Source organism: Pseudomonas sp. PsB (assembly GCF_043658375.1).
Lineage (GTDB): Bacteria > Pseudomonadota > Gammaproteobacteria > Pseudomonadales > Pseudomonadaceae > Aquipseudomonas > Aquipseudomonas putida_Z.
This window is the reverse complement of sequence record NZ_JBIGLU010000029.1, coordinates 40,017-53,107: the sequence shown is the minus strand read 5'-3', so window position 1 is coordinate 53,107 and position 13,091 is coordinate 40,017. Positions and strand designations below refer to the sequence as shown.

The window sequence follows — 13,091 nt, the reverse complement described above, 5'->3', positions numbered from 1 at the left end:
TACAAGGTCGCCAGGTACACGAAGTACGGAATGATCGACCACATGCCGAACAGGATGGTGGTCTTCAGGTCGGCAATGCTGCGCCCTTTGCCGACGATGTAGTGGGCAATCAGGGCGAAGGTGGGGAACAGCGGCACCAGCCCGGCGATGTAGTAATTGCGCGTCTTCGACAGCACCGCCAGCAGCACCACCACGCCAGCGCCCAGGGCAGCTTTGAATACCAGGTCCACGTTGTCTTTCCAGGTTGGGGTTGAGGTCAGCCGAGGCCGTATTTCTTCACTTTGTCGAACAGCGTGGTCTTGGCCATGCCCAGCTCCTGGCTGGCCTGGCTCAGGTTGCCGCCGGTACGTTGCAGGGCATCCCCGAGCAGGTTGCGCTCGAACGCTTCCACCGCCTCGGCAAAGCCCAAGCCTTGGCTGGCACCACCGCTGGGGCCTTTCTTGAACGCTGGCAGGCCGAGGGCGTAGCGTTCGGCGACGTTGCGCAGTTCACGCACGTTGCCCGGCCAGTCGTGGGCCATCAGGCGCGACAAGGTCTGGCTGTCCAGCACAGGCGTTTCGCGGTCGAAGCGCAGGGCCGACTGCTGCAGGAAGTGTTCGAACAGCTGCAGGATGTCTTCGCGGCGCTCGCGCAGCGGCGGCAGCTCCAGGGTCACCACGTTCAGCCGGTAATACAGGTCGCTGCGGAACTGGCCGCTCTGGCCCATGGCATCCAGGTCGGACTTGGTGGCCGCGATCACCCGGCAGTCCACCGGAATGCTCTGGTTCGAGCCCAGCCGCTCCAGGGTGCGCTCCTGCAGCACGCGCAACAGCTTGATCTGCAGGTTGATCGGCATGCTCTCCACCTCGTCGAGGAACAGCGTGCCGCCGTTGGCGTGTTCGATCTTGCCGATGCGGCGTTTGCCGGCACCGGTGAAGGCGTTGGCCTCGTGGCCGAAAATCTCGCTTTCGAACAGGTTTTCCGGCAGGCCGCCACAGTTCAGTGCCACGAACGGCTGGCCCTGGCGGCGGCTGAAGTCGTGCAGGCAGCGGGCGACCAGTTCCTTGCCGGTACCGGTTTCGCCTTCGATCAGCACGTTGGCCGAGGTATCGGCGACGTTGGCGATCAGTTCGCGCAGGTGCTCCATGGCTGGCGAGCGGCCAATGATGCGCCCCTCCAGGCTGCTTTGTTCGGCCAACTGGCGGCGCAGGGCCACGACTTCGCGCGACAGCCCGCGCTGCTCAAGGGCGCGGCGCACCACGTCGACCAGGCGCTCCGGGGAGAAGGGTTTTTCCATGAAGTCGTAGGCGCCATTGCGCATGGCGCCGACCGCCATGTCGATATCGCCGTGGCCGGTGATCAGCACCACCGGCAGGCTGCGGTCGCGGGCCTTGAGGCGGTTGAGCAGCTCCAGGCCATCGATGCCCGGCAGGCGGATATCGCTGACGACGATGCCGGCGAAGTCGTCGCCGATGCGTTCCAGCGCCTGTTCGGCGCTGCCTACGCCTTCGCAGGCGATGTCTTCCAGGGCCAACGCCTGTTGGCAGCCGAGCAGCACATGCGGGTCGTCTTCGACGATCAGGACGGTAAGAGGCGCTTGGTTCATGGGTGCTCTGCCGATTCGCTAGGGGGTGAGACCAGGGGCAGGGCCAGGACGAAGGCCGTGCCGCCGCTGGCGGGGTGCTCGACGTTGAGGCTGCCCTTGGCGGCGGCGGCAAGGCTCGCCGACAGGGTCAGGCCCAGGCCCAGGCCGTGTTCGCCCGGTTTGGTGGTAAAGAAAGGTTCGAACAGGTGCTTGCGCGCCTCGGCGTCGATGCCGTGGCCATTGTCGCGCACCTGCAAACGGTACTTGTCGCCCTGCAGCTCGCCTTCCAACCACAGTTGCGGCAGCGGCTGGGCGGCCATGGCATCCAGGGCGTTGCCGATCAGGTTGACCAGGATCTGCTCCAGGCGGGTCTGGTCGATGGCCAGCTGCTGGTCCTCGAACTGATTGTGCAGCTGCAGGTGGCAGGCGCTGATGCGGTTGGCCAGCACCTGCAGGGTAGCGTCCACCGCCTTGGCCAGCGAGGCCTGGCCGCTGTCGTCACTGCGTCGGGCGAACGAGCGCAGGCTGGCGGTGATGCGGCCCATGCGGTCGATCAGGTCGTTCATGGTGCGCAGGTTGGTGCTGGCGGTTTCCAGTGCCCCGCGCTCGAGGAAGCGCACGGTGTTGCCGGACAACGTGCGCAGCGCGGCCAGCGGCTGGTTCAGTTCGTGGGCAATGCTGGTGGACATCTGCCCGATGGCGGCCAGCTTGCCGGCCTGTACCAGTTCGTCCTGGGCGTGGCGCAGGGTCTGCTCGGCATGCCGGCGCTCGCGAATCTGGCCCTTGAGGCGTTCATTGCTGGCGCGCAGGTCGGCCGTGCGTTCGGTAATCCGTCGTTCCAGCTGGCTGTTGGCTTCCTGCAGGGCCTCGCGGGCTGCCAGGCGGGTGGCGATGACCTTGCGCCGTTCGTTCCAGGCGATGCCGAGGATCGCCAACAAGGCGAAGGCCACGCCCACCAGGATGCCCTGTACCATGGATTCGCGGCGCAGGTCCTGCAGCGGGGTCAGCAGGGTGAAATGCCAGGGCGTGTCGACCAGGCGCCGGGTCTGGGCCAGGTAGGCCATTTCGCGGGCCTTGCCCTGTGCGGTTTCGCTGTTGGCCGGGAAGGTCAGCTTTTCCACACCGTCGGCCAGGGTTTCACGGGCCAGGGGCTGCAGCTCGTTCAGCGGCCACCAGTAGTACTGCAGGCTACGGGCCAGGCGCTCCTTGATCTGCGGGGTCAGCGGGCGTACCGACTTCAGGCGCCGGGCCGGGTCGCTGGAGAGGATGATGATGCCGTTCTCGTCGCTGACGAACGCTTCCAGGCGGGCACGCTGCCAGCGCTCCTCGAGGGTGTCCAGGCGCACTTTGATCACCGCCACGCCAATGATCTTGCCGTGCTCCTCCAGGCCATGGGCCAGGTAATAGCCGGCCTCGCCGGTGGTGCTGCCGATACCGTAGAAACGCCCGGGCTCGCCGCGCACGGCGGTCTGGAAGTAGGCACGGAACGACAGGTCCTCGCCGAGGAACGAGTCGGCATCGCGCCAGTTGCTGGTGGCCTGGACCCGGCCATTGGTGTCGAGGACGAAGATGGCCCGGCTGCGGCTGCGCCGGTTCAGGCCTTCGAGGTATTCGTTGACGATCTGCCGCGAGCCGCCATCAGGGTCGGTGAGCAGGTGCGAGACGCTGTCTTCCAGCTCCAGCAGGCTCGGCAGGTAGGTGTACTTGCTGATTTCGCTCTCGACCGTGCGCGCGTGCAGCTCCAGCTGGCGTTCGCCGTTTTCGCTGAGGGTGCGGATACCGTTGCTCTCGCTGATCAGGTAGCCAGCCATACCCAGGCCGACCATCAGCAGGATGATCAGTGGCGGCAACAGCAATTGGCGGAGCAGGCGGGATTTCACGGCAGGCTTGGCAGGGAGAAGAAGCGAAGGATCGCATTTCATCACAGTGGCCTTGTCACGACCAGCGCCTGCTGCCCGAAAGGGCAGCGGCGCCGACCGCTTCAGTGAAGCAAAATCAGTGTTGCAGGATCTTGCTGAGGAAGTGCTGGGTACGCTCGTGGCGGGCGCTCGGGTTGCCGAAGAAGTCTTCCTTCTGACAATCCTCGATGATGTTGCCCTTGTCCATGAAGATCACGCGGTTGGCCACCTTGCGGGCGAAGCCCATTTCGTGGGTCACGCACATCATGGTCATGCCTTCGTGGGCCAGTTCGACCATCACGTCCAGTACTTCGTTGACCATTTCCGGGTCCAGCGCCGAGGTCGGTTCGTCGAACAGCATGACGATCGGGTCCATCGACAGGGCACGGGCGATGGCCACGCGCTGCTGCTGGCCGCCGGACAGCTGGCCGGGGTGCTTCTTGGCGTGGGCACCGAGGCCGACGCGGTCGAGCAGGGCCAGGCCCTTCTTGGTCGCTTCCGCTTCGCTGCGGCCAAGCACCTTGCGCTGGGCAATGGTCAGGTTCTCGGTGATGGACAGGTGCGGGAACAGCTCGAAGTGCTGGAACACCATGCCAACGCGCGAACGCAGCTTGGGCAGGTTGGTCTTGGGGTCGGCGATCGAGGTGCCGTCGACCACGATGTCACCTTTCTGGAAGGGCTCCAGGGCGTTGACGCACTTGATCAGGGTGGACTTGCCCGAGCCCGACGGGCCGCATACCACCACCACTTCACCCTTCTTGACCTCGGTGCTGCAGTCGGTCAGTACCTGGAAGTCCCCGTACCACTTGTTGACGTTCTTGATGGAAATCATACGGTGATCCTTTTTTGCAGGCGCTTGACCAGCCACGAAGCGGAGAAGCTGATGAGGAAGTACACGACACCGGCGAAGATCAGGAACTCATGGGAGCGCCCGATGATGTCGCCGTTGGAGCGTGCCGAGTTGAGGAAGTCCACCAGGCCCACGGTGTATACCAGCGAGGTGTCCTGGAACAGGATGATGCTCTGCTGCAGCAGCAGCGGGGTCATCTTGCGGAAAGCCTGGGGCAGGATGATCAGGCGCATGGTCTGGCCGTAGGTCATGCCCAGTGCCTGGGCGGCGCCCATCTGGCCCTTGGAGATCGACTGCACGCCAGCGCGGACGATTTCGCAGAAGTACGCGGCCTCGAACATCATGAATGCCACCACGCAGGAGGTGAAGGCACCCACCGGGGTGTCCTCGCCGGTGATCCAGCGCAGCACGAACGGTACCGCCAGGTAGAACCAGGTAATTACCAGCAGCAGCGGGATCGAGCGGAAGTAGTTGACGTAGGCGCCGGCCACGTTCGACAGCAGCTTGCTCGACGACAGGCGCATCAGGGCCAGGATGGTCCCCAGCACAATGCCGCCGACCACGCCCATGACCATCAGCTGCAGGGTCATGACCATGCCTTCCCACAGGGCAGGCAGGGCCGGGATGATTTCGCTGAAATCCATGTCCATTTATTTGCCCCCTACGGAAATCAGGCCGGGCACCGAGACTTTCTTCTCGACCATGCGCATCAGCAGCATCAGGCCCATGTTCAGGGTGAAGTAGATCAGCGTGGCCAGGGTGAAGGCCTCGAACAGGTTGGCCGAGAATTCGGCGGTCTGCTTGGTTTGTGCCAGCAGTTCCATCAGGCCGATCAGCGACGCCACCGACGAGTTCTTGAACACGTTCAGGAATTCCGAGGTGAGCGGCGGAATGATGATCCGGTAGGCTTGCGGCAGCAGCACGTTGGTGTAGATCTGCGACAGGCTGAAGCCCATGGCGCGGGCGGCGGCTTCCTGGCCGCGGGGCAGCGCCTGGATGCCGGTACGCACCTGTTCGCACACGCGGGCGGCGGTGAACAGGCCCAGGCAGATGACCACGCTGATCAGCGCCGAAGTGGTCGGGTTGAGGTCCTGCTTGAACCATTCCTGCAGGCCCTCTGGCAGCAGGTCCGGCACCAGGAAGTACCAGATGAACAGCTGCACCAGCAGCGGTACGTTGCGGAACAGCTCCACGTAGGCGGTGGCGATACCTGCTACCACACGGTTCGGCACGGTACGCATGACACCGAGGACCGAGCCCAGCAGCAAGGCGATGATCCAGGCGGAGATGGCGATGGCGATGGTCCAGCCCAGGCCGGTGACGTACCAGTCCAGATAGGTTTCGCTGCCCACGCCGGTGGACTTGAAGAACACGCCCCAGTCCCAGTTGTAATTCATCGGGATTTCCCCTCAGACGATTGTTTCACGGGCACCTTCGAGCATCCGAGAGCGCTTGGCGCCCTCGGATGAAAGGTTAGACACTAATGAGTGGCCTGCAGTATTGATTGGTGCTGTTGAGCACCAGGCCACTATCTGAGAGTCAGGACTTCTTCTCGTCCGCAGCCTTGTCGGTCGGCTCGGCGATCAGTTTCTTCAGCTCGTCGCTCATCGGGAACTGCAGGTTCAGGCCCTTTGGCGGGATTGGCTGCTGGAACCACTTGTCGTAGCTCTTGTTGACTTCACCCGACTTGAAGTAGCCGACGATGGCGTCATCGACCGCTTTCTTGAAGGCCGCGTCATCCTTGCGCACCATGCAGCCGTAGATTTCGTACGACTGCGGGGTACCGGTGATGACCCAGTCCGACGGCTTGCGAGCCTTGGCCATTTCGCCGGCGAGCAGGGCGTCGTCCATCATGAAGGCCACGGCGCGGCCGCTTTCGAGCATGTTGAAGGCTTCACCGTGGTCCTTGGCGGAAATCACGTTCATCTTCATCTGCTTGTCGGCGTTCATCGCCTTGAGGATGCGCTCGGAGGTGGTACCGGCGGTGGTCACCACGTTCTTGCCGGCCAGGTCCGGGAAGTCCTTGTATGCCGGCTGACCGTCCTTGACCTTGGTCAGCAGGCGGGTACCGACTTCGAAGATGCCGACCGAGAAGCCGACCTGCTGCTGGCGCTCGACGTTGTTGGTGGTGGAGCCGCACTCGAGGTCCACGGTGCCGTTCTGCACCAGCGGGATGCGGGTCTGGGAGGTTACGAGGTTGTAGCGGACCTTGATGTCCGTGCCCAGCTGCTTCTTCAGGGCGTCGACGACAGCCAGCTGGATGTCATGCGAGTAGCCCACGGGCTCGGGCTTGCCGGCCAGGTAGGAAAACGGGATGGAGGAGTCGCGGTGGCCCAGGGTGATGGTGCCCGAATCCTTGATCTTCTTCAGGGTGCCGGTCAGTTCTTCGGCCATGGCCGGCGAAGCGATCACAGCGGCCGCGATGGCGGCGCCCAGCAATTGACGAACGATGCGCATCAAATTTTCCTCGACGTGTTTGTTTTTTTTATGGAGCCGTTGGCGGACTCTTCGTTCAACGAATACAGAAGTAAACGATTGCATTCGGCTACCAAGTGTAGAGCATGAGTCGTGCCAAGCCCTGTGTTCGATGATAACGCCGCGAATTTGCTGGGAATCAATCTTTTTTGACCATTGTATGACGGTGAGTTTCGTGCGCATTTCCGAACGAATTGTTTTCGGCCATTCGGAAATCCGAACGCATATCTCGTCACACGCTGCCGCTACCAACCCGGTCAGGCCACGGTCCAGTCAGCCTGACCGGGGCAGCGTTCGAGGATCAGCGCTGAAGCGGGCGGCCCGCGTCAGCCGACCTGGAACGTGCCCACGCCTCGGCCGTCAAACGGCGAATCAAGGTTGATTCTTCTGCCGCCAGTTCGTGCATCAGTGAGCTGGCGCGTTCTTCGTAGTCGCCTTCCTGGCCCGCCGTGGCCTGCGCTTCGAGCGCTTCCATCCGATCGTGGTAAGGTCCGGTCATCGCCTCGAAACGCTCCGCATAGGTTTCACGCAGGTAGGTCTGCCAATAGGGGCGGGCGGCGAGCGCATCCAGCATGGGTAACGTCTCGTAGGTGCCCAGCACTTCCAGTTGTGCATCGTTCAGGTCTGCGGACGTCACATGCGCGTACGAAGCGAAATGCATTTCATCGGGCGGTACTGGCAGGTCGAGGGCGTCTGCAAGGCGCAAGCGATAGAACAGGCGGACTTCGATTTCATCCGGCCTGCGCCCTGCCTGGCGCAAGCGCTGGACATGGCGATTGGCAATGGCATCCAACAGGTCGAGACGATGCAACTGCTCCCCCAGGTGCAGCAAGCTTGTTTCTCTCATCGCAGCAGGTACGCCTTCGACGCCCTGATAAGCCATGACGCCGACTTCCATCTGGTTGAGCATCAGCAGCAGGCGGTCATCGCAGCTGCGTGGTCCATCGGCCTCGCGAAACAGCTGTTCACGCAGCGCTTCGTTGTTTTCGCAGGCTTCCAGGATATGCCAGGTGCGCCGACGATAATGGCGAGGATTGTCCTGGAAGTCCTCGCTTTGGGCGAAGTCGGCCAGGAACCGGAACATGCTTGCCGAACCAGGCTCTTCGATCAGGCGGTCCCAGGCTGCCTCGCGTTGAGCGCGCAACAGCTCGTTTCTGGAGGCTACCCAATTGGCGCGGGTGTCCTCGTCGACCACCCCGTGGGTGTAGCTGGCGCTGCCCCTGCCACCGGCATCGGTGACGCCGCGCGCTTCGTCGAGATATTCGATACTGCTTTCGCTCAAGGGGTTGTCGTGCAGGTTGAGGCGCTGCAGGCGCAGGCGCAGCCCGCGCATTTCCCGCTGTAGCTCGCTGATCCTGTTGTCGCGCAGATCCACATGGGCGCGCATCGTTATCAGCTGGTGAATCTGGCTGATGTCTGCCTGGCCCGTGGCGCGCAACTGCAGGTCACGCACATGCGGCAACGCGGACAGGTCAGGCAACCCATTGAGCGGGTTGTAACTCAGTATCAGCGTATCGAGGCGCTGCAGTTGGGCCAGGCGGTTGCTTGCCGTCTGGTCCAGCGTGATCCGGTTGTTGCCAAGGTTCACGCGTCGGAGCTGGGTAAGGCTTTCGATACCCTCGGGCACCTGGGTCAGCCGGTTGCCGCTGAGGTCCAGATCGACGATGTTGGGAAAACGCCTGAGGAATTGGGCATCGATGTGTTCCAGATGCATGTCGCGCAATGTCAGGCGGCGCACATGCCCGTATTCGATGCCGGCTGGCAACGCTGGCAGGGTCGGTACGGACTCGCCGTCTATGAACAACTCGTACTGGTCGTTGCCATCCACCAGCTTGCGCCGCCAGCTGCGGCGAATGGCATCGACGATACGGCGGCGACGGATGGCGTCGACCGGCGACTGCCAGTCGGCCTGCCAGGCCCGTAGCGTCTCGCGTAGTTCGCCAAGCTGGCGTTGCAGCATCTGATAATGGCTCCACAGGTTTTCGCCTCGCTGACGCACGGCGTTCAGGTAGGCGTCCAGTTGCAGTTCGCTCAATGTCGGGAAGATCTGATGGATGCCTTGGCGAATGGCCTGCCGGCTGCTTTCGCCGCCACCGCTGAGTGGGTATCCAAGCCTTCCATCGGCAAAGCGCCTGGGCGGCCGCAGATTGGCACCGATCCGGGGTAGCCCGAGGATTTCCGCCGTGCGTTGCCGATCCTGCACCGCGGCCACAAGGAGTTGCTGACGGAGCTGCCTGGCCTGCAAGTTGCGGTTTCCAAGCTTGGTTTTCTGCTGCTCGTCAAAGGTGCGCAGTACCGTTTCGAGCAAGGTACCGCTGGCCAGGTGATTCGCGTCATTGGCCAGCCTGTAGCCGTCTGGTTGTCGCACGATGATCGACACCTGGCTGTTCTGCGTATCTGGGCTTGCATACAACAGGCGACCTTTCTGGTGACCTTCACGCAGTTCCACACGCAATGCGGCCGGCCAGGGTGCTTGGCGCTCGATCAGCCCCATCACCAGTTTTTCGCTGTCGGCTGTACCCAGCGCCGCCAGGCGCATGCCAAGGCAAGCCCGGTCGATACGGCTGTCCCGCTCATACCAGCGGGCACGTTCCGCCATGCCCAACGGCACACGCCCGCTTGCCTGGAGTTTTTTCAGCTGTGAGGAGCTGCTGTGCTCGATGATTTCCTGGGCACCCCTCGGTGAGAGGTACCTGAAGGCATTCATCAATGTTTTCTGCTCATCGGAAACAGCCTGGCGCCGGGCGAGCAATTGCTCCTCGAAGGCCGCGCCGCGTAACCCTGGGTGGTCGGTATGCAGTGCAATACGTTCGTGGATGTCGAGCAGCCGCGCTGGCGGCGGGGCGTGTTCCAGGCACAGCTGGCGTAACTGCTCCGTGGAAAAACCGGTGACATCCTGCAGCATGCTGGCGCTCGACTCCTGAAGTTCACCCAGGTGGTTGCCTTGCAACCCCTGCAGCAGTACCGACGCGTTTTCCTCGGCTGGGAAGTAGTGAGGAGAGCGAGCCAGTTTGATTTTGCCTTCAGGAAGCGGCCTTGGCGCCAACCCATCGACAAAAGGTACCCGCCGTATTGCCTTTATCGCGCCTGCGCTGGCACCGGCGAACACCAGGCCCTGGGCCACGGTGAACAGGTGATCCAGAGCCCCTTGGCGATCACCCAGTTGCCAGTCCTGATAGCCTTCGTAGACCTCGTCCAACAGTTGCGCAGCGCTAAGCACCAGCATCAGGTCGCCTACGACGGGCACGACGAATGCAACCAGCCCCAGCAGGTCCAGCCCTGCGCCGAGCATGGCCTGCAAGCGCCTGTGCCTGCTTAGACGGTCTTCCTGATCGGTCGCTACGGCCAGGTAGGCGGCATCGTCGAAGATCCTGGTAACCAGCAAGGCCTGCACGTGGGCGAACACATCACCACTCACGGCGAGGTTGCGCCCGTCAAGTTCCGGGGCGTGCTCCTTCTGCGATGCAGCCAAAGCCCGTGAGAGCGCCTGGTCGAACTCGCTCCTGTCCTGCGCCTTGATGAAGCGCCGCAGAAAGGTCTGGAACGACCGATGTTCGAGGCGCCTGGCAAGGTCGTCGTAGAGCTCGCGCCACGAGTCGTAGAAACGCACGCTTCGGTCAGGGTCATCGGGGATCCAGACGATGATCTCATCGATGGCGGAATCCGGCAGCGGCCGCCATTCGAGCGCGATGATGCCGACCATGCACTTGCCCAGCAGATACAGTTGGCGCGGGATCAGGCTGCCTTTGCCATGCACCGGCTGGGCAGGGGTCGCAAGCACTGATAGCAACCGCAGCAGATCCTGCTCATCCAGCTGGCCCTTGAGCCTGCCTTCATGAAGCGCGGCTCGCATGCGCGAACGAATACCACGCTGAAACTGCTGTTCCACCTTGATTCGCGCCTGATCCGCTGGTTGGCCTCGGCCTGCTTTGGGTTTGAGGATGCGGTTCAGAAGGGCTTGGTATCGTCCGCCGATGTCCAGCGTGCGGCACAGGCTGGCAAAGCGCTCGAACGTCATCGCCAGGCGCCTGCCCTTTTCGTCCACCAGATGCGCCTTGCGCTGCCACCAAGGCTGGGTTTCGTGTGCTTCGAAGTTGTGTAGCGCGGCGGCTAGCAGGCTCTGTCGTGTGGTGTGAGTGATGCTGGGTTGGTAAAGCTTTTCTGCAGCAGAGGGCAACTGAAACGCTTCGCTGATGACCACGTATGTAGACCGAGGGTCGATCTCGCCAAGCCCTTCTGCAAGCAAGGCGCCTTCGAGCAGAGGGACGGCGAACTGTTCAATACCCGGTATCGAGGCAAGCAGATGCTTGAGGCTGTCGGCTGCCTGTTGCTGTTCGCTCAAGGCTTCGCGATAGGCTTCACGGTGCTGTGCGTCCGCGCGGATCAACCAGTCAGGAAGCTGCTGCGCGATCAGATGGTCGATGGAGTCGGACGGGATACTTTCGATGGGCGGCACGTGGTGATCTCCGGGGCTGAAAAAGCCACCAGAGCATCACGTTGGGAACCCGGCTTGGCGGTAGATAGTGCTGCGCTGAGCTGCCTGTGGTGCCGCCAGGGGGCAATGACGGCCAGCCGGGAAACCAAGGTTCGATCCATGAGCATTATCTAGTGCCCATGCCCGGTGCGCAGGTGTTGAGGTGGCCGCCCATTGCCGCTGGAGACACCACATGACATCCGTTGATTTCCCCCCTGACTCGGTCGATACGCTGATTGCCCGCCAGTTGCCCGATTGGCTCACGCATGCCCCAGCCGACCGGCGGAGCACTTTCCTGAAGGCCTTGCGCAAACAGGAACAGACCACCCGCAACCTGGGCGAGGTGCTACACAAGATTCCATCGCTGGAAGCGTTTGCCCGGCAACTGCTTACCGCTGGCCTGCAGCAAGCCGGGGTCAGCAATGAGCAGGCGTGGCGTTGGCAGGTGTTCCAGCAGGAATCGGAGTTCCAGCCATCCGTGCAACCGGGGATACGCAAGGCATACCCTGTCAGTTGGTCTACACGCAATTTGTTGACCGCCGCGCTGCACAACTATCACGTAAACGAGACAAAGGCTGACTCCCTGCGAAAAGCCTATTTCCTGGACGGGAATGGCAGAAGGCTGCCATTGAAGTTCGAGGTGTTCGCGAAGCTGTGCAGGCAATTGGACGTGGGTGGAAGATACCAGGCCAAGCTCGATACCTGCCTGAAGCCGAGTGATCCACAAGGCGCCGCGCCGGGGCAGGCCGAGCGCGAGGTACACAAACTGTTCGAAGACAATCAGCGCGCGCATTTTCAGGTCGCTGTGTACATGGCTTTGTTCAAGGGCGCGCTGGACGAACGCAGCTACCTGCAACTGTTGCCCGTGTTGGCTGAAACCCCGGTGGTGCCGGCAGTGCCCCAGGTGACCACGGCGCGGCAACTCTATCTGCTGGGGAAATGCATCCGCGGTGTAGTGACCCTCGAAGTGGCACAGGCAGGCGGCGATGGTATCGAGGGGGTCATTGCCTGGATTCCCGGCGATCCGATCACCCCTGTCGCTCGGTTTTCCACCTGGCAAGCGCTATACGCTGCACTGGCCGTTCGTTTGCAGAGCCCAGGCTACCGTGCATTCTTCGCTCGGTTTGTCAGTGAACGGGACCGAGGCCGCTTCTTTACCCTGTTGACCGAGCGCCTGGCGAAGAGGGCGGGTTCGGCTATCGAACTCGACGGTCGCCACCTGGCTGTCAGTGAACCGTTGTACGTACACCTGCGACGCTTGCAGATTGGCAAGATCTACGACGATGCCCGCCTGCTCGCCGTACCCACGGGCGATGAAGACCAGCAGGCGCGCAACGAGCGGTTCAATGCCTATGCATCGCTGGGGTTGGACCTGCTCAACCTGGCGGGCCTGTTCGTGCCGGTGCTTGGGGAGGCATTGCTGGCGGTGGCTGCGGTGCAGGTGGCTTCTGAAGTCTATGAGGGCTACCAGGACTGGCGTATCGGGGATCGCGAGGGTGCGCTGGACCACCTTTTTGGTGTGGCGGAAAACGTCGCCACCGGTCTGCTCCTTGCCAAGGGCGGCGCGGCAGTGATCCAAGGCTTGAAGCGAGTCGCCTTCGTCGATGGCCTCGTGCCGTTATCTGATGGCTTGGGCAAGGTAAGGCTGTGTTCGCCAAATCTCGAAGGATATGGCGTGGATGCTGCCGAGGCGAAATTGGCCGACGCTGGGGGCGCTTCCGATTACCGTCTGCTGCGCAGTGAAGAGTCGGCCTTTCAGGTCTGGGACGATCCGCAGGACGGGATACCGCGTATTCGTCACCCGGACCGCGCCTAGGCACTTGCGCCGTG

9 protein-coding genes are annotated in these 13,091 nt (G+C 62.5%); 1 reads left to right on the top strand and 8 read right to left on the bottom strand.

All coding sequences use genetic code 11. The features are described from left to right. The 8 genes from ACGLHT_RS24540 to ACGLHT_RS24505 form a co-directional block, all read right to left on the bottom strand. On the bottom strand, nucleotides 1-230 hold a 230-nt coding region (locus ACGLHT_RS24540; RefSeq protein ID WP_394520514.1), incomplete at its 3' end, for a GlpM family protein. A 26-nt stretch (nucleotides 231-256) separates the two neighbouring features. Beyond that, complete coding sequence (locus ACGLHT_RS24535) at nucleotides 257-1,585, bottom strand: sigma-54 dependent transcriptional regulator (protein ID WP_025340402.1); 1,329 nt, start codon at nucleotides 1,583-1,585, stop codon at nucleotides 257-259. Then, on the bottom strand, nucleotides 1,582-3,486 hold the full coding sequence (locus ACGLHT_RS24530) for an ATP-binding protein (RefSeq protein ID WP_025340401.1): 1,905 nt from the start codon (nucleotides 3,484-3,486) through the stop codon (nucleotides 1,582-1,584). Before ACGLHT_RS24530 ends, ACGLHT_RS24535 begins: the two co-directional genes overlap by 4 nt. A 73-nt stretch (nucleotides 3,487-3,559) precedes the next feature. Further along, on the bottom strand, nucleotides 3,560-4,294 hold the full coding sequence (locus tag ACGLHT_RS24525) for an amino acid ABC transporter ATP-binding protein (RefSeq protein WP_003258023.1): 735 nt from the start codon (nucleotides 4,292-4,294) through the stop codon (nucleotides 3,560-3,562). Continuing rightward, on the bottom strand, nucleotides 4,291-4,962 hold the full coding sequence (locus ACGLHT_RS24520) for an amino acid ABC transporter permease (RefSeq protein WP_075046155.1): 672 nt from the start codon (nucleotides 4,960-4,962) through the stop codon (nucleotides 4,291-4,293). Before ACGLHT_RS24520 ends, ACGLHT_RS24525 begins: the two co-directional genes overlap by 4 nt. After that, the gene (locus ACGLHT_RS24515; protein WP_025340399.1) at nucleotides 4,963-5,709 is read right to left on the bottom strand and encodes an amino acid ABC transporter permease; all 747 of its coding nucleotides are present in this window, start codon (nucleotides 5,707-5,709) and stop codon (nucleotides 4,963-4,965) included. It abuts the gene before it with no gap. A 142-nt stretch (nucleotides 5,710-5,851) separates the two neighbouring features. Continuing rightward, the gene (locus ACGLHT_RS24510; RefSeq protein ID WP_025340398.1) at nucleotides 5,852-6,769 is read right to left on the bottom strand and encodes a glutamate/aspartate ABC transporter substrate-binding protein; all 918 of its coding nucleotides are present in this window, start codon (nucleotides 6,767-6,769) and stop codon (nucleotides 5,852-5,854) included. Nucleotides 6,770-7,088: 319 nt separating this feature from the next. Next, nucleotides 7,089-11,243: an NEL-type E3 ubiquitin ligase domain-containing protein gene (locus ACGLHT_RS24505; RefSeq protein ID WP_274120320.1), complete on the bottom strand. Its 4,155-nt coding sequence runs from the start codon at nucleotides 11,241-11,243 to the stop codon at nucleotides 7,089-7,091. 211 nt (nucleotides 11,244-11,454) lie between these two features. On the opposite strand from ACGLHT_RS24505, the gene ACGLHT_RS24500 reads away from it, so the two are divergent. Further along, on the top strand, nucleotides 11,455-13,077 hold the full coding sequence (locus ACGLHT_RS24500; protein WP_274120319.1) for a dermonecrotic toxin domain-containing protein: 1,623 nt from the start codon (nucleotides 11,455-11,457) through the stop codon (nucleotides 13,075-13,077). Nucleotides 13,078-13,091 lie beyond the last annotated feature (14 nt).

What these genes read in the sequence shown, in the direction of transcription:
- ACGLHT_RS24510 (WP_025340398.1), bottom strand. Translation starts at nt 6,769, where the DNA reads ATGCGCATCGTTCGTCAATTGCTGGGCGCCGCCATCGCGGCCGCTGTG.
- ACGLHT_RS24520 (WP_075046155.1), bottom strand. Translation starts at nt 4,962, where the DNA reads ATGGACATGGATTTCAGCGAAATCATCCCGGCCCTGCCTGCCCTGTGG.
- ACGLHT_RS24535 (WP_025340402.1), bottom strand. Translation starts at nt 1,585, where the DNA reads ATGAACCAAGCGCCTCTTACCGTCCTGATCGTCGAAGACGACCCGCAT.
- ACGLHT_RS24500 (WP_274120319.1), top strand. Translation starts at nt 11,455, where the DNA reads ATGACATCCGTTGATTTCCCCCCTGACTCGGTCGATACGCTGATTGCC.
- ACGLHT_RS24515 (WP_025340399.1), bottom strand. Translation starts at nt 5,709, where the DNA reads ATGAATTACAACTGGGACTGGGGCGTGTTCTTCAAGTCCACCGGCGTG.
- ACGLHT_RS24525 (WP_003258023.1), bottom strand. Translation starts at nt 4,294, where the DNA reads ATGATTTCCATCAAGAACGTCAACAAGTGGTACGGGGACTTCCAGGTA.
- ACGLHT_RS24530 (WP_025340401.1), bottom strand. Translation starts at nt 3,486, where the DNA reads ATGAAATGCGATCCTTCGCTTCTTCTCCCTGCCAAGCCTGCCGTGAAA.